Origin of the sequence: Nocardia sp. CDC160 (assembly GCF_035818795.1) — a bacterium.
In the GTDB taxonomy this organism is placed as follows: domain Bacteria; phylum Actinomycetota; class Actinomycetes; order Mycobacteriales; family Mycobacteriaceae; genus Nocardia.
Genome location: NZ_JAYKYT010000004.1, coordinates 50,857 through 67,083, shown reverse-complemented (window position 1 = coordinate 67,083; position 16,227 = coordinate 50,857). Strand labels below are relative to the sequence as shown.

The 16,227-nt window shown below is 67.3% G+C and carries 13 protein-coding genes; 8 read left to right on the top strand and 5 right to left on the bottom strand.

Features of this window, described 5'->3' with window-relative positions; translation table 11 throughout:
• Positions 1-403: 403 nt before the first annotated feature.
• From VMT40_RS21570 to VMT40_RS21560, 3 genes are all read right to left on the bottom strand, one after another.
• Positions 404-1,423: a Rieske 2Fe-2S domain-containing protein gene (locus VMT40_RS21570; protein WP_326360365.1), complete on the bottom strand. Its 1,020-nt coding sequence runs from the start codon at positions 1,421-1,423 to the stop codon at positions 404-406.
• Between the two features lie 284 nt (positions 1,424-1,707).
• The gene (locus VMT40_RS21565; protein WP_326360363.1) at positions 1,708-2,070 is read right to left on the bottom strand and encodes an arsenate reductase family protein; all 363 of its coding nucleotides are present in this window, start codon (positions 2,068-2,070) and stop codon (positions 1,708-1,710) included.
• Between the two features lie 113 nt (positions 2,071-2,183).
• Positions 2,184-4,016 (bottom strand): hypothetical protein, encoded by a 1,833-nt coding sequence (locus tag VMT40_RS21560; RefSeq protein WP_326360361.1) that lies wholly within the window; start codon positions 4,014-4,016, stop codon positions 2,184-2,186.
• Between the two features lie 352 nt (positions 4,017-4,368).
• Here VMT40_RS21560 and VMT40_RS21555 point away from each other — a divergent pair, with 352 nt between their 5' ends.
• Entirely contained in the window at positions 4,369-4,575 is a 207-nt protein-coding gene (locus tag VMT40_RS21555) for a type II toxin-antitoxin system VapB family antitoxin (RefSeq protein WP_326360360.1), read from the top strand.
• Positions 4,572-5,012 carry a PIN domain-containing protein gene (locus VMT40_RS21550; protein WP_326360358.1) on the top strand — a complete coding sequence of 147 codons (441 nt, stop codon included), beginning with the start codon at positions 4,572-4,574 and terminating at the stop codon, positions 5,010-5,012. Before VMT40_RS21555 ends, VMT40_RS21550 begins: the two co-directional genes overlap by 4 nt.
• A gap of 28 nt (positions 5,013-5,040) precedes the next feature.
• On the opposite strand, the gene VMT40_RS21545 is transcribed toward VMT40_RS21550, so the two are convergent.
• Positions 5,041-5,820 carry a helix-turn-helix domain-containing protein gene (locus VMT40_RS21545; protein WP_326360356.1) on the bottom strand — a complete coding sequence of 260 codons (780 nt, stop codon included), beginning with the start codon at positions 5,818-5,820 and terminating at the stop codon, positions 5,041-5,043.
• A gap of 125 nt (positions 5,821-5,945) precedes the next feature.
• Between VMT40_RS21545 and VMT40_RS21540 the strand changes: the two genes are divergently transcribed.
• The 3 genes from VMT40_RS21540 (at position 5,946) to helR (ending at position 9,204) form a co-directional block, all read left to right on the top strand.
• Positions 5,946-6,350, top strand: coding sequence for a carboxymuconolactone decarboxylase family protein (locus VMT40_RS21540; protein WP_326360354.1), 405 nt, complete (start codon positions 5,946-5,948; stop codon positions 6,348-6,350).
• Positions 6,351-6,360: 10 nt separating this feature from the next.
• Positions 6,361-6,834 carry a nuclear transport factor 2 family protein gene (locus VMT40_RS21535; protein WP_326360352.1) on the top strand — a complete coding sequence of 158 codons (474 nt, stop codon included), beginning with the start codon at positions 6,361-6,363 and terminating at the stop codon, positions 6,832-6,834.
• 177 nt (positions 6,835-7,011) lie between these two features.
• On the top strand, positions 7,012-9,204 hold the full coding sequence (helR, locus tag VMT40_RS21530) for an RNA polymerase recycling motor ATPase HelR (RefSeq protein ID WP_326361713.1): 2,193 nt from the start codon (positions 7,012-7,014) through the stop codon (positions 9,202-9,204).
• Here the strand turns inward: helR and glnA are convergent.
• Positions 9,189-10,625, bottom strand: a complete 1,437-nt coding sequence (glnA, locus tag VMT40_RS21525) for a type I glutamate--ammonia ligase (RefSeq protein WP_326360351.1) — start codon at positions 10,623-10,625, stop codon at positions 9,189-9,191. The two genes, helR and glnA, sit on opposite strands and share 16 nt — an antisense overlap.
• Positions 10,626-10,956: 331 nt before the next feature.
• Between glnA and VMT40_RS21520 the strand changes: the two genes are divergently transcribed.
• The 3 genes from VMT40_RS21520 (at position 10,957) to VMT40_RS21510 (ending at position 16,222) form a co-directional block, all read left to right on the top strand.
• Positions 10,957-12,720, top strand: a complete 1,764-nt coding sequence (locus tag VMT40_RS21520; protein WP_326361712.1) for an AMP-dependent synthetase/ligase — start codon at positions 10,957-10,959, stop codon at positions 12,718-12,720.
• Between the two features lie 11 nt (positions 12,721-12,731).
• Entirely contained in the window at positions 12,732-13,961 is a 1,230-nt protein-coding gene (locus tag VMT40_RS21515) for a PucR family transcriptional regulator (protein WP_326360350.1), read from the top strand.
• A gap of 200 nt (positions 13,962-14,161) precedes the next feature.
• A complete protein-coding gene (locus VMT40_RS21510; protein ID WP_326360348.1) occupies positions 14,162-16,222 on the top strand; it encodes a CocE/NonD family hydrolase in 2,061 nt (686 codons plus the stop codon).
• The last annotated feature ends 5 nt before the right edge of the window (positions 16,223-16,227 follow it).

Below are 16,227 nucleotides of genomic sequence, written 5' to 3'. Positions count from 1 at the left end.
AGTAGCCGCCCGGGCAACACCCGCACCACCCGCCCCACCCCTCCAGTCTCATCGCGGGCGTCCTCCGCAGCCTCGTCGACCCGACCGGAGATCCGGGCAAGGTGGTCACCATCGCCACTCTCGATGTACTCCACATCCAGGTCGCCCGCTCGTCTCCCGGCACGAGGCCAGCTCGTCACGCAATGAGCCATCGCACAGGCGTTTTCGGACTCTTGGCCGATGGTCTTGGCAGCCGTGCCCGCGTGCGCTTGGCATCCGGGCGTGTCGGATTCACGCGATGGGCCGATTCCTGCACAAAGCGTGACAGGAAGGCAGTTTCCTGCCCGCGTCGACGCCTTTGTGCAGGCTTTGGCCCATGATCAACTCGGGCCGCCAGGTTCGCGGAGGGAGTCTTCGTCGCGGGCTATGACGGCGCGGAGGCCACCTCGTCCGCTGGTTGCGACTGGTAGAACTGCGCGTACCACCGGCGTAGCGTCTTGATGCCCTTCTCGTGGGGAAGCAGGACCGGGCGGGGGCGATGGATCTTGTGGTCCCAGATGGCGAGTTCCTCACGGACCTCCCGGAGTGCAACCAGCCGGAAGGCCAGCTTGAGAACCGTTGTGCCGAGCGGGATTCCGGTGGGGCGGCGGATGTAGTACAGCATTCGCAGCTCGCTGGTGATGTCGTCGATCGGGTTGGTGAGGGCGATCGCGGTCAAGGTGATCATCGGCCCCGCCGTGCGCACCACCATGACGCCCGGGCCGTACATGAACACGTCGAAGCTGTTGTCGACCAGGTAGCCGAGGATGGATTTGGCGAAGCGGCTGTGGATTTCGGCGAAGGGGCCGTCGGGTAGCAGCTCCTGGACGGGCGGCTCGGTTTGACCGTGAATGTAGTGGAAGTGGGATTCGTCGACGATGTTCTCGCGCATCTCCTGGATGTGGATGCGCGCCTGCCGGGAATCGTCGATGGGTCGGGCGAAGGCCGGGTCGGCGGCCTCGGGAATCTCGGGCACCCGCCAATCGGGTTCTCCCGCACCGGTATAGACGAAAATCAACCCGCTGTGCTCGTGCACGGGCAGACCACCGAGGGTTACCCGGGGCGTGCGCGCCGCGAAAGGCGCGGAAACACAGCTACCCTCCGCGTCGAACCGCCAGCCGTGGAAGGGGCACTCCACCTGCCCGTCCACGACTCGACCCCCGGCTCCGAGATGGGCGCCGTAGTGCGGGCAGTGCGCGTCACGCACGGTGGCCCGCCCGTCGCTACCCCGGAACGCGATCAGCGCACGACCGAAATAGTGCAGATTCACGATCTTCCCCGGCCGCAGTTGCGCACTGCGCAGGACGGCGTACCAGCCCGTGGGCACCATCGGCATCGGGTACTCGTCGGCACGCGGGTCCCGTGCCAGCTTGGCCAAGTCTCGGTTCTCACGCCGCAGAATCACCGGGCCAGACTACTGGGTGACACGACAACTAACAACTCGAGAGTATATGTATGATTGCCGGAAGGCTCACTGGCAGAGCCGGTTTCGGACTGGCCGAAGCTACCGGTCAGGGGGAGTGATGGGCCTATCCACGCCCGCATCGCCGCCGCAGGGCAGTTTCCTGCCATTGCGCCGACTCAGGGGCGCGCTCAGGCCCATGATCAACTCGGAACCGGCCTTCGCGGCGCGCAAGACGCTCCGCAGGCGCGCCCCACCGGCAAGCCGCTGCCCGAGCGATCCTCGAGTCAGCGGATTTCGTTGAGCGAGTCGTCGTCGCGGGCCACGAAGGCGCGGCCGTCGGGGGTGAAGACTATGGGGCGTTGGATGAGGCGGGGGTGGGTGGCGAGGGCCTCGATCCAGCGGTCTCGGTCGGCGGGGGTTTTGGCCCACTTGGAGATGCCCAGTTCCTTGGCTTCGGCTTCGGCGGTGCGGGTGATCTGCCAGGGTTCGAGGCCGAGTTTGGTGAGGGCGGCGCGGATTTCGGTGGCCGTGGGCGGGTTGTCGAGGTAGCGGCGCTCGGTGTAGTCGGTGCCGGATTCGTCGAGGACGCGCTTGGCCGTGCGGCTCTTGGAGCACTGCGGGTTGTGCCAGATTTCGGTCGCTGCCATGCGCCCAGCCTAGGGCGCGGCCAGTAGGACCGGTCGCACCGCCACCGCAATCCGACGCGGAAAGCCACGCACGTTCCGCACGCCGACGGGTGCGGCCGACCGGCCACCGCGGTTCAGACCCAGTCGACGATCCAGCGGTAGGGGCGCATCCAGTAGAGGCCGCCTTCGGGGACGGGGTGGCCCCAGCGTTGTTCGGCCTGGGTGAGCTGCCAGCGGTATTCGGGAGCCGGTTCGCCACTGTGGATTTCCAGGAGGTGGCGACGCCAGGTGTTGATCATGGCGGGGACGGCCTGGGTGTCGTTCTCGTAGGCCCACTCGATGTTTCGGGTCATGAGGGCATCGACGGCGTGGTTGGCGGCATTGGGATCGCCGGTGCTCAGCGAGTGCAGGAAGGCGGCGACCAGGTTGTAGGCAATCGCATCATGGACAGAGGTCTGACCATTTTCCAGCGACCAGATGCCGAGATAGGTGGGCCCCTGCTCATCCACCCATACCGAATGCGCCTCGCCCACACGGTTGTCGAAGATCAACGCGGTGAGCAGACCGAGGGTGGCCTTGCCCATGATCAACGGATCCGGCTGCCCCGTGGATATCGCATCGTCGATGAGCGCCCGGTAGGCCGCCGCCGCGATTCCGGGCCGATTCGCATCCATGAGCGCGTCCGCGGTCTCCCCACCCGCGAGCTGCGCGGCAGGCGGCTGCTTCGCCCCGCCGGTGGCCTGCGGCACACCATCCCCGACCCGAAGGTACTGCGTCTGCATGGAATCGAGCACCCCGCCCGAATCCGCCAGCGACCCACCGGAACCCAGCGCGCCCGGTCTGGACTCGCCGCCCTCCCCGCCCCCTGGCCGCGACCCGAAGTCGTTCGCCCCCACTCCCCGCGATCCGTCCGGCACCGCCGACGGGAAGCCGTCCTGCGCCGATGTGTCCGGGGGAAAGTGATCCGCTGCCAGCGTCGGCGCGAAGTCGTCGGCTTCCCCCGACGGGGACGCGAAACCATCCGGTGGGGCCAGCGGGACGAAGCCGTTCGACGAAGGCTGCAGGTCGAAGCGATCCGGTCGCGCCCCCACCGGTCCATATCTATCCGACCCCGGGCCCGGCGGTGGGAAGGCATCTTGCGCCGCACCACCTCGCGTCGGGAAGCCGTTCGGCAGCGGGCGGGACGCGATGTCGCCTCGTCGACCGGGTTGTCTTTCCTCGCCTGGTGACTCCGGCTGTGGCGCACGGCCGCTGAGCGGGTCGGTGGGGTGGTGGCCGTTGCCGAGCGGGTCGGCCAGGTCGGTGTTGACGGCGAGGGGGTCGCGGAGGGCCGGGGCGGTTTCGAGGTATTCCAGTGCTACTCGGGCGAATTCGTTGTCTTGGCTCTCGAGCCATTCGCGTCCGGCTCTGAGGGTGTCGATGAGGTGGGCGCCGACGCCGGATTCGATGGCGGCGCACAGGGCGTAGTAGCCGTAGCCGCGGTAGTCGTCGTGGCCGACGCCCTCGGTGATGAGGAGCTGGGCGTATCTGCTTGCCAGGTCGTGTCTTTCGAGGTCGCCGAGCAGGGTGCAGGCGGTCATGGCGGCCATCAGGACCTCGGAGTGTTCGCCATGCCCGCGTCTGAGTTCGATGCAGCGGTCGGCCATGAGGATGGCGCTGTCGGCGAGCCCCTGCTGGGTGGCGGCCTCGACGGCCATCGAGTACATGGTGGCGAGGGTGGCGGGCGGGATGTCGGCGGGGAAGCGCGCGGGTCCGTGTTCGGCCAGGTGCAGGGCTTGGGCGTAATCGCCCGCGGCGAAGGCGGATCGGAAGCGGTAGGACACGATCCAGCCGTAGTCCTTGGGTTCGGGCGCGGCGTCGAGTCCGTCGTCGAACGCCGTCAACCTGGCCAGCGCCTCCTCGGCCAGCCCGGCTTCCAGCATGCCGCTCGCGTCGTTCATCACTTCGACGAACGCATTTCGATCCATGGCCTACTCGCCTTCCCGCATATGTCAGCCCCGGATCGTATGACCGCACCACCATCGCGCGTGGCCAGTGAGGTCAAGGTCATAGTTTCAACCCACCCCACATGACCACGCGTGAAATCTCGCGTGGCACGTTGTGTCACAACGGTATTCCCGCACCGCTTCGCGAACCCGCCTCCCTGCGGGCAGTTCTCGCGTCGCGGACGATCCGTTCGGCCCCCAATCTAACGACAACACGCCCGGCAGTCCCGCATCCGCCCCCGGCGCGTCGAAGCCCTTTTCACTTTCGGCCATCCCCGCCCCGCAAGCAGCGAGATATACTTGGGAGGCGATTTGTATATCCAGGGAGGTGGCTATGACGAAAACCCTGATCGACATCCCGGACGATCTCATGGAGCAGGCCCGCAAGGTGACCGGCGGCGCGACGAAAACCGAGACCGTCCGCACCGCGCTGCGCCTGCTGGTTCAGCAACGTCAGCAGCACGATGCCATCGCCTGGTTCGCCGACGCGGCCCCCTTCCTAACCGAGACCGAGCAGACCGAGTCGTCGCAGCCGCGATGACGGCCGCCAACCTCGCGCTGTATCTGGCCGACCACAGCGCGGTCTCCCGCATTCAGACGTGCCCCGAGGTGCGCGCCGCCTTCGACCGTGTGAACGCCGCGGTCGGCGTTTTGTGCGCGAATGCCGTCACCCTGGACGAGGCCTGTTACAGCGCCCGCAACCCAGAGGACCTGGAACGCATCATCACCATCTATACGGGCGTGTTCCGCTTTCTCCCGATGGATCCCGCGATCGACCGATTGGTTCGCACGATTCGCCGTCAGTTGTGGGCCTGCGGCCACGGCCGCTCGGCACAGACCACCGACCTTCTGATTGCCGCGACCGCGGTGCACTATGACGCCACGGTTCTCCACTACGACAGACATTTCGAACTCATCGCCGACGCGTTCCCGGCATTGCGACACCGCTGGATCGTGCCGCGCGGATCCGTGGATTGACCAGAAGTGTCGGAGTCGACCGGTCGTTCTACAGCGCGGGGAGGATGGTGCCGGGGTCGGGGGTGAAGGTGACGATGCGTTGGCGGGGGTCGCCGGGGAGTTCGAGGTTCTCGTAGAAGAAGCTGAGGTCGCCGGAGTGGGGGTGGTGGATGAGTTTGCCGCCGTGGGTGCGGATCTCGACGTCGCCGCTGCGCCAGAGGGTGGCGAATTCGGGGCTGCCCGTGGCGAGTTCGTCGATCAGGGCGGTGGTGGCCGGATCGTTGGGGTAGCGGCCTGCGACGCGGCGGAGTTGGGCGACGGTCGCGGCGGCGACGGCGTCCCAGTCGCCGTAGAAGTCGCGGGCGGCGGGGTCGAAGAACAGGGTGCGGGCCATGTTCTTGTCCGCCATCGCGCCGAAGACGTAGTGCGCCAAAGGATTCGCGGCCAATACGTCGAACAGGTCGGTGATGACGACCGCCGGTGCCTTGTCGATCAGGTCGAGCATGCGCAGTAGCTCGGGACGTGGTGTGGGAGCGGCGGTTTCGACGATGCGCGGCGGATGGGCCAGCAGGTGCAGGTGCGCGGTTTCGACGGGATTGAGGCGCAGCGCCGCGGCCAGCGAGTCCAGCACCTCCGCCGAGGGATTGGCGGCCCGGCGCTGTTCGAGCCGCTGGTAGTACTCGGCGCTGATGCCCGCCAAATGCGCGAGTTCCGAGCGTCGCAGCCCCGGCACCCGACGCAGACCCGACGGCGGGAGCCCGGACTCTTGCGGATCGACCCGGGCGCGTCGAGACTTCAAGAACTCCGCCAGGTCCTCACGCACCGCCATGCCGAAATTCTGACACGGGCCTGAGTGCCTTGGCGGAACTGCCACCCGCAGCGCTGAGTGGCCCTGACAGTACGAGGCACCGCGTGCACTGGTTCGAGATCCGCGGCGCGCGCAGGCTCTGAGTCATGAACGAGAGATTCCAGCGGGGTGCCGCCCGCCAGGCCGAACTCGGCGGGGCGGGAGGGGTTCGGAGCCGCGTGTATGACGAACTGGCCGATATCGCGCCGGACCTGCACCGATTCGCGGTCGAATTCGCTTACGGCGATATCCATTCCAGGCCGGGCCTGGATGCCGGTCGCCGCGAGCTGGTGATCCTGGGCGCGCTCATCGCTCTCGGCGACACCCGGCCACAGCTGGAGGCGCATATCGGTTCCGCGCTGAATGCCGGTGTCGCGCCCGGCGAGATCGTCGAGGCGATCCTGCAGGCGCTCCCCTACGCGGGCTTCCCCCGCGTCCTCTCCGCCATGACCATCGCCCGCGGCGTCCTGGCCGCGCGCGATCTGCTTCCCGCCAATTCCATTGCACAGTAGGAGAATTGCCATGCCCGCCACCGCTCAGCAGCGCGCCGACATCATCGAGGCCGCCACCCGCCTGTTCTGGTTCATCGACATCAAGGACTGGGATTCCTTCCCGAGCGTCTTCGCCGACGAAGTGACACTCGACTATTCGAGCGTCTGGGGTGGCGAGCCCGCGACCGTGACTCCGGATCTGATCCGCCGCGACTGGGAGAAGCTCCTCGGTGCCTTCGAAGCCACCCAGCACCTGCTCGGCAATCACCTGGTGACCGTCGACGGCGACCGCGCCGAACTGACCGCGGTCTTCCAGGCGATCCACCTGCTGCCCAACCGATTCGGCTCCCCGCGCTGGACCCTGGGTGGCACCTACCGCATCGGCCTGCACCTGGTCGAGGGTGACTGGAAAATCGACAATGTGGTGATGACGGCGCAGTGGGCCGACGGCAACAAGGACATCATCATGATCGCCTCGGGCGGACAGCGCCCGGAAGCCGCGTAAGAAAACGGGGATACAAGAATGGGAAGGACCTCTTTCCTTCCCATTCAACCTTATAACACACCGGGGGGCTTGCCGCAAGGCCCGGGTCATGGCGCACAATCGCTGTCCTAAGGCCGCAACCTGCGCAAACAGCGGGGCGCGCGGGTGGGGATCGCGAACTGGGAAGGTGTGGTGCCGGTGCTGGATCAGGGGTATGAGAACGAGCTGCGGTCGGAGCAGGAGTATGTCGCGGGGCTCTACGCGCGATTGGACGCCGAGCGCGCGCGGGTACAGGGCCGCTACAACGAGACCCTGACCGTGCGCGGCAACGCGACGGTGCTGGTGGAACGCGATGCCGAGGCGCGGACGCTGGCCCGGGAGATCAGGCGGCTGGGTGTGGCCGACAATGGCCTGTGCTTCGGCCGCCTCGACGGTGTGGACGGTGCGCGCACCTACATCGGCCGCATCGGCATCTTCGACGAGGAGAACGAATTCGAACCGCTGCTGCAGGATTGGCGCGCGCCCGCCTCGCAGGCGTTCTATATCGCGACCGCCGCGAGCCCGGAGCACATGCGGCGGCGTCGCCAATTCCATACGCGCGGGCGGCAGGTGGTCGATTTCACCGATGAGGTGTTCGGCCGCCCAGGTGACCACGAGCGCGGTGACGCCGCGCTGCTGGCGGCGGTCAACGCACCCCGCGGCGAGGGCATGCGCGACATTGTGGCAACCATTCAGGCCGAGCAGGATCGCATCATCCGCCTCGATCATCCGGGCGTGCTGGTGATCGAGGGCGGCCCGGGCACCGGCAAGACGGTGGTGGCGCTGCACCGCGTGGCGTACCTGCTGTACACGCAGCGGGAGCAGATGGAACGCAACGGTGTGCTGGTGGTCGGCCCGAATACTGCCTTCCTGAAGCACATCAGCCGTGTGCTGCCTTCACTCGGCGAGACGAATGTGGTGTTCACCACCACCGCCGATCTCGTGCCGGGCCTGCACGCCGCGGGCGAGGACTCCCCCGAGGCTGCACGGCTGAAGGGTTCGCTGAAAATCCTCGATGTGCTCAAAGCCGCTGTCGCGGACCGGCAACGGGTTCCGCAGGACCCGATCGCACTCGAATTGACCGATGTCACAGTGCGAATCGACGCCGATATCGCGGGCTGGGCACGCGAGGAGGCCCGCGAGAGCGGCCGTCCCCACAATGAGGCCCGCGCGGTGTTCCTCGAGGTCCTCACCTGGGCACTGACCGAACGCGCCATCGCCCGCATCGGCAAGGGCTGGTTGACGCGCGAGGACCGCGAGGCATGGGAGAACATGCGCACCGATCTGCGCGCCGAGCTGGCCGAGCACGAGGGTTTCGCGGCCGCGATCGAGGAGCTGTGGCCGACCATCACGCCGGAAGAACTGCTGTCCGAACTGCTTTCGTCGCAGGAGCGCCTGCACGCGGCCGGTGCGGACGCGGCCCTGTACCGCGCCGACGGCGAGGCATGGACGGTCTCGGACGTCCCGCTGCTCGACGAGCTGGTCGATCTACTCGGCCGCGACACCACCGCCGAGGAGGCCGCCGCCGAGCGTGAGCGCAAGGCGCAGATCGCCTATGCCGAAGGCGTTCTCGACCTGCTGGTGAGCCGCGCCGACCACATGGACGACGAGGATCACCTCTTCGCCACCGATATGCTCTACGGCGAGGACCTGGCCGAGCGTTTCGTCGAACGCGACACCCGCGAACTCGCCGAACGCGCTGCGGCGGACCGGGATTGGACCTACCGCCACATTGTGGTGGACGAGGCCCAGGAGCTCTCTGAGATGGATTGGCGCGTGCTCATGCGCCGCTGCCCCAGCCACTCCTTCACGGTGGTCGGCGATCTCGCGCAACGCCGTTCGGCGGCGGGCGCGGTCTCCTGGGGCACCATGCTGGACCCGTATGTCCCCGGCCGCTGGCAGTACCGCTCGCTCACCGTGAACTACCGCACCCCGGCCGAGATCATGGCCGTGGCCGCGGCGGTCCTGGCCGAGTTCGCACCGGATGTGCAGCCGCCGGAGTCGGTGCGCGCCTGCGGCGTCCAGCCGTGGTCGCGCCAGCTGCCGCGAGCCGAGATGCCCGCCGCCATCGAGGATTTCGTCCGCGACGAGGCGGGCCGCGAGGGCACCAGCATCGTGATCGGCCCGCCCGGCATGCCCGGCACGGTCCCCGCCTCGGAGACCAAGGGCCTCGAGTTCGACGCGGTCCTGGTGGTCGAACCCGAGCACATCCTCGCCGACGGCCCCCGCGGCGCGGCCGAACTCTATGTCGCCCTGACCCGCGCCACCCAGCGCCTGGGCGTCCTGCACGAGGGCCCGCTCCCCCGGTCCCTCGCCGGACTCCAGCGCCTCGAGGCCTACACGTCGAAGTAGAGCTCGAATTCGTAGGGGTGGGGGCGGACGTTGATCTCGGCGATCTCGGACTCGCGCTTGAGGCGAATCCAGGTGTCGATCAGGTCCTCGGTGAAAACCCCACCCTGGGTGAGGTATTCGTGGTCGTCCTCGAGGCGGTTGATGACCTCCTCGAGGCTGCCGGGGGTCTGGGTGACCTCGGCGCTCTCCTCGGGGGTGAGTTCGTAGAGGTCCTTGTCGACCGGGAGCGCGGGTTCGATCTTGTTGGTAATGCCGTCCAGGCCCGCCATCATCATGGCGGCGAAGGACAGGTAGGGATTGCCCGAGGAGTCGGGGCAGCGGAATTCGAGGCGTTTGGCGGCGGCGCTGGTGCCGGTGACCGGGATGCGCACGGCGGCGGAGCGATTGCGCTGGCTGTAGACCAGGTTCACCGGCGCCTCGTAGCCGGGCACCAGACGCTTGTAGGAGTTCACGGTCGGGTTGGTGAAAGCGAGCAGCGAGGGCGCGTGGTGCAGCAGTCCGCCGATGTAGTGGCGGGCCAGATCCGAGAGCCCGGCGTATCCGGCCTCGTCGTAGAACAGCGGTGACCCGTCCTTCCACAGCGATTGGTGCACGTGCATGCCGGACCCGTTGTCGCCGAAGAGCGGTTTGGGCATGAAGGTGACGGTCTTGCCGCCCTCCCACGCGGTGTTCTTGACGATGTACTTGTAGAGCATGAGATCGTCGGCGGCGGCCAGCAGCGTATTGAACTTGTAGTTGATCTCGGCCTGTCCGGCGGTACCGACCTCGTGGTGGCCCTTCTCCAATTCGAATCCGGCGGCCATCAGATTCGTGCACATCCGGTCGCGCAGGTCGACATCGTGGTCGTAGGGCGCGACCGGGAAATACCCGCCCTTGGGGCGAATCTTGTAGCCGCGGTTGGGTGTGCCGTCGGCATTGAATTTCTCGCCGGTATTCCAGTCCGCCGACGCCGAATCGACCTCGTAGAAGGCCCGGTTCATGGTGGTGTCGTACACGACGGAATCGAAAATGTAGAACTCGGCCTCGGGCCCGAAATAGGCGGTGTCGGCGATACCGGTGGAGCGCAGGTATTCCTCGGCCTTGCGGGCCACATTCCGCGGATCGCGGCTGTAGGCGGCGCGGGTGTGCGGGTCGTGCACGAAACAACTGATATTGAGGGTCTTGGCGGTCCGGAACGAATCCAATTGCGCGGTGCGCAGGTCCGGCAGGAGCAGCATGTCGGACTCGTGGATGGCCTGGAATCCGCGCACCGACGAGCCGTCGAAGGCGATGCCGTTGTCGACCAGATCCGGGCCGAACATGCTGGCCGGGATCGAGAAATGCTGTTGAATGCCGGGGACGTCGCAGAATCGGATGTCGACGTATTCGACTTCCTCGGCGTTGATGTAGTCCTGTACTCCACTGGTGGTAGGGGTGATCACCGCTCGCTCCTCGTGGCCGTTCACGCCTACCCGATCGGACGGCCCGGTCGGGGTCCGGCGGTCCTGTTCGTGCTAACACGATACGTCGCGGGCATAACCCACGGACCCGAATGAGCTTGTCCAACAAGATCATTCGTTAATTTCCGTTGACCCGGATGATCTCCCGGCGGCCCGCGCGCCCGATCCCAGCCTCCCAACTCCCCCATTTTTGTCACTGTGCACAAATCAGCCGCCGCAGATCTTCGTCATTGCCAATGGCCCCGGCCATCCTTTGTGCGGTGTGCTAGTTGTCGTGAGTTCTACACCGGCTGCGGGAACGGCCCCGCGCACGATGGTCGAGGCGTTCCAGGCCAATGTGGCCCGCTATCCGGGGGAGGTCGCGCTGCGCACGCTCGGCGGCGCGGTCACCATCACCTGGCGCGAATACGGCGATCGGGTGCGCGCGATCGCGGCGGGGCTGGCGGCGCGCGGCATCGGACGCGGCGACACCGTGGCCCTGATGATGACCAATCGGCCCGAATTCCACCTGTGCGACACCGCGATCCTGCACACCGGCGCGACCCCGTTCTCGGTGTACAACACCAATCCGGTGGATCTGCTGGTCTACCAGTTCGGCAATGCGGGCAACAAGGCCGTCATCTGCGAGCGGCAGTTCGCGCCACAGGTGCTCGAGGCGGTCGCGAAGGCCGCCGCGCAGGGCATCACGGTCGAGCAGGTGATCTGCGTGGACGGGGCGCTCGAGGGGTGCGTCACGCTCGACGAGATCGAGGCGACCGAGAACGACGGCTTCGATTTCGAATCCGCCTGGCGTGCCGTGGATCCCGAGGATCTGCTGACCATCGTCTACACCTCCGGCACCACCGGCCCACCCAAGGGCGTGGAGCTGACCCACACCAATTTCCTCGAGAACGCCCGCGTGGTGGACGAATTCGGCGGTGGCTCCCCCGCCGACAAGGTGGTCTCCTACCTGCCCGACGCGCACGCCGCCAATCGCTGGTTCGCGCACTACCTGTCGATGCTGACCGGCGGCCAGATCACCACCTGCCCGGATCTCAAGCAGGTGGCCTCCGCGCTCACCGAAGTGCATCCGACGGTCTTTCTGGGCGTGCCCCGGGTATGGGTGAAAGTCAAAGCGGCGCTGGAGGAACGCTTCGCCACCGAGGCCAGCCCGGTCAAACGGGCACTCATCGGCTGGGCCATCGAGACCGGCCGCAAGCGAGCGCGCGCGGCCTCGGACGGCCGCTCCCAGAGCATTCTCGACACCCTTCAGTTCCGGCTGGCGGATCGCTTGGTGCTCAACACCATTCGCACCCAGCTGGGCATGGATCGCCTCCGCATCGCCGTCACCGGTTCCGCACCCATCCCGCGGGACACCCACGAGTTCTTCCTCGGCCTGGGCCTGCCGCTGTGCGAGGGCTACGGCATGACCGAATGCACCGCGGGCGCGACCGTCGACCGCCCCGACCGCATCAAGATCGGCACGGTCGGCCGCCCGCTGCCCGGCGCGGAGGTCCGCATCGCCGAGGACGGCGAGGTGCTGGTGCGCGGCAAGATGGTCATGCGCGGCTACCGCAATGCCCCCGACAAGACCGCCGAGACCCTCGACGCGGACGGCTGGCTGCACACCGGCGATATCGGCAGGCTCGACGACGAGGGGTTCCTCGAGATCGTCGATCGCAAGAAGGAACTCATCATCAACGCGGCGGGCAAGAACATGTCGCCGACCAATATCGAGAACACGATCACCGAGAACACCCCGCTCGCGGGCACGGTGGTCGCCATCGGTGAGGGCCGCGCCTACAACACCGCGCTCATCTGCCTGGACCCCGATCTGGCCGCCGCCTTCGCCGAGCGTCACCAGCTAACCGACCGGAGCATTGCGGCCCTGGCCCAGCACCCGACGGTGCTGAAATCCCTGCAAGAGGGCATCGACGCCGCGAACGCCAAGCTCTCGCGGGTCGAACAGATCAAGAAGTTCGCGGTGCTGCCGGACGTGTGGGCACCGGGCAGCGATCACCTCACGGCAACCGGCAAACTCAGGCGCAAACCGATAGCTATCGACTACGCGGCTACTATCGAATCGCTGTACGGGTAGTAGGAGAGTTGATGCACGCGCGATTGCGGGACCGAGCGCTCGAGGAGCTGTACCGGCGCGCGGTCGTCGCGCGCGAGTCCGTCCCCGAGGCCGTCGGCCCCTACCGCACCCTGCCCGAACCGCTGGTCACCAGCGGTTTCGAGCGCGGTACCAAGCTGAATGTGGACCTGTTCTTCGATTACATCCGCACCGGACGCACGCCCTCCGCCGAGGACACCCACGAACTGGTGCAGATCGCGTTGAGCCGGGTGCGCGACGGCGAAACCCTCGAGGACGTGCTGAGCCGCTACAGCGTGGGCGCGGAGTACATCTGGTCGCAGCTGAAGGCGACCGCCACCGGGCCCGAACGCGAGCTGCTCAATGACGCGGCGATCTCACTGCTGCAGTACGTCACCCTGATGACCACCCGCATCGCCACCGCCTGCGTGCAGCGGGCGCACGATCCGCGCTGGGAATTGCTGGAGCGTCGCCGAGCCATTGCCGATGCCCTGCTGACCGGGCGCGATCCCATCGAGTGGGCCGAGGAACCGGCCATCGCCGTGCCGGATGCGTTCCTGGTGGCCGTGTTCCGGCTCGGCGCGGCCAAGAGCGTGGACACCAGCGAGCTGCGGCATCGCGTCGAGGCCATCACGGGCGTGTTCCTGCGACTGGACAGCGGCGGCTGGACGGCCCTGCTCCCCCTGCACCCCGGCGACGACGGCACGGCCACCCTGGCCGCGCTCTCGGGTCGGCTCCCCGTGCACGGCACCCGCCCCGCCCTAGGGCAGGCTGCACAACCGGGCGAGGCCCCGCTGCCCAAAACCGGTCCGCCCGCACCGTTCTGGGTCGGGGTCGCCGTGGCCGGTGCCCGCGCCGAGGTGCCCGAGGTCTTCGCCGAGGCCCGCGTGCTCGCCGAACTGGGTCGCTGCCTGGATCGCCCGCACGCGGTCTGCCGTCGCCCGGATCTGATGTTCGAATACACGGTAGCCGCGGGTGGTCCGGCCCGCGTCGGCCTGGCGGCGGTGCTCGCACCGCTGGATGCGCAGCCGCTGCTGGCCGAGACCCTCGAGGTCTTCGTGGACACCGGCTTCAACCAGCTGGCCACCGCGCGCCTGCTCAATATTCACCGCAATACGGTCACCTACCGCCTGGCCCGGGTGCACGAGCTCACCGGCCTGGACCCGCACCGCCCGACCGATGCCATGACCCTGTCCGCGGCCCGCATTGCCCGCCGCCTGGAATCCGCTTCGTTCGCACCGTAATCCGCGTCGCGAACCGTCCGACGGTTTGGTCGGATGCACAATGGGCCATCGCACAGTCTTGGCTATTGCCGGTAGCGACGCGGCGGCGCTGTGCGGTGTGCTCAATCCCGACGACGAGGTCGTGCGGTTCGCATCAAAGTCCTGACATGGGGACGCAGTCGGCGCGCACACGGCCTCCCTACATCCGCAGAGGTAGATCGTTGAACAGCTCCATCCGGCCGCGCCGCTGCCGTCTCGCGCCCTGGGCCGTGGCCGGTTTCTCGGTCCTGGCCATGACCGTCACCGCCACCACGCCCGCCGGGGCCGCGCCCGTGTGGGGGCCGGTGCCGAACGCGCCCGCGAATTTCGGTCTCCCGTCGGACTATCAGCCGACCCCGGAGAAGTACGGCGTGGGATATCAACTGGGACAGATCGTTCCGATGTCCGACGGCACGCAGTTGCAGGCCGAGGTGCGCTATCCGACCGATCCGGCGACCGGGCAGCGCGCCGCGGGCGATTTCCCGGTGGTCGTCAACTTCACCACCTACGGCGCGGTCACCAGCGCGTTGACCGCCGCGATCACCAGCGTCATCGACGAGCTGCACATTCAGCTGCCCGATCAGCTGAAGGACGCCCGTCGCATCATCAACCAGGCCACCTCCATGCAGGACATGCTGGTGCGGCACGGCTATATCGAGGTGACCGCCGATGTGCGCGGCACCGGCGGCTCGACCGGCGCGTGGAGTCCGGCGTCCAAGCAGGACGGCAGGGACGGCGCGGAATTGGTGGACTGGGCGGCGAAACTGCCCGGCTCCAATGGCAAGGTCGGCATGTACGGCTATTCGTTCCCGGGCCTGTCGGCCATGCGGACCGCCGAAACCGTCGGCCCCGATTCGCCCTTGAAGGCGATCGTCCCGTTCGCGGTGCCGAACAACATCTTCGACGAGGTGCTCAACCACGACGGCATGATGAGCCCGCTGCTGCTCACGGTCATCTCGCTGATGGTCCCCTATCTGAGCCTGATCGGGCCGTTCGTGAGCGCGGTCGTCTCGCCGCAGCTGTTCCTGAAGTCCCTCGCCGATCACCTGGCCGCGGTGGTCGGCCCGGACACCAGCACCGTGAAACTGCTGTTCGATGCCTACACCGGCGGCTCGACCGCCTACGACAACTCCTGGTGGCAGGACCGACGGTTCGAGACCGACCTGCACAACCTGGTGGACAAGGGCATCGCCATGTACCAGGTCGACGGCTGGTGGGACCTGTACCAGGAGGGCGCGGTGCGCAATTACGCGCAGCTGCAGAACCTTTCGGCCGGACGCGACCAGTTCGCACCCATGGCCGCGAATCAGAAGGCCGACGGGCGCTACCAATTGCTGATGGGCCCTTGGTATCACGTCGGCCTGGGCTTGGGCCCCGGCTCACGCATGGACACCGATCTGATCACCCTGGCCTGGTTCGACCGGTGGCTCAAGGACATTCACAACGGTGTCGACGAGACCGCCAACCCGCTGCACGTGATCGACACGAACAACAATGCCGCCGACACGGCCCGCTACCCGTTCGAGCAGGCCGCCATCCAGCAGCGCTACTTCGACGGCGACCGACTGGTCGCCGACAAGCCCGGGTCCACCGATGCCTCGGATCACTTGGACTACACCGGCATCGACAACATCTGCAACCGCGAGTCCCTGGGCCAGTACGCGGCGGGCCTGTTCGACTTTGTCTTCCGCGTCTTCACCGTCTCCAACCCGTGCACCGAATGGGTGCAGGGTCCGACGGCGGGCCTGCGCTACACCATGGACCCGGTCACCGAGCCGACCATGCTGGCCGGGCCGTCGAGTGTCACCCTGTACGCCAACTCGACGGGCACCGACGCCGCCTTCCAGGTGTGGCTCGACGATGTCGCGCCCGACGGCACGGCCGTGAACATTACGGGCGGTTCGCAATTGGCGAGCCAGCGCACCCTGGATCCGGCCAAGACCTGGAGCGATGCCGACGGCACCGTCTACGCGCCCGAACACACCGTTCTGAAGGAGAACGAACAGCTGCTCACCCCCGGTGACGTGGTGAAGATGGAGGTCAAGATCCGCCCCGCCTTCCACCGCCTCGAGCCGGGCCACGCACTGCGGCTGCGCATCACCTCGGGCACCTTCCCCTCGACAATTCCGAACCCCGCCGATCTGGGCCGCCTGCTGGGCACCTCGCAGCAAATCCAGCGAAACGCGCTCTACCCCTCGGCCTTGGTCGTGCCGCTCGCACCGGCAGGGTCGTTCACCCACTGAGTGTG

Coding starts and splice junctions, on each gene's coding strand:
- VMT40_RS21565 (WP_326360363.1), bottom strand. CDS start 2,070: ATGGCAGCGACCGAAATCTGGCACAACCCGCAGTGCTCCAAGAGCCGC.
- VMT40_RS21560 (WP_326360361.1), bottom strand. CDS start 4,016: ATGGATCGAAATGCGTTCGTCGAAGTGATGAACGACGCGAGCGGCATG.
- VMT40_RS21555 (WP_326360360.1), top strand. CDS start 4,369: ATGACGAAAACCCTGATCGACATCCCGGACGATCTCATGGAGCAGGCC.
- VMT40_RS21550 (WP_326360358.1), top strand. CDS start 4,572: ATGACGGCCGCCAACCTCGCGCTGTATCTGGCCGACCACAGCGCGGTC.
- VMT40_RS21545 (WP_326360356.1), bottom strand. CDS start 5,820: ATGGCGGTGCGTGAGGACCTGGCGGAGTTCTTGAAGTCTCGACGCGCC.
- VMT40_RS21540 (WP_326360354.1), top strand. CDS start 5,946: ATGAACGAGAGATTCCAGCGGGGTGCCGCCCGCCAGGCCGAACTCGGC.
- VMT40_RS21535 (WP_326360352.1), top strand. CDS start 6,361: ATGCCCGCCACCGCTCAGCAGCGCGCCGACATCATCGAGGCCGCCACC.
- VMT40_RS21520 (WP_326361712.1), top strand. CDS start 10,957: ATGGTCGAGGCGTTCCAGGCCAATGTGGCCCGCTATCCGGGGGAGGTC.
- VMT40_RS21515 (WP_326360350.1), top strand. CDS start 12,732: ATGCACGCGCGATTGCGGGACCGAGCGCTCGAGGAGCTGTACCGGCGC.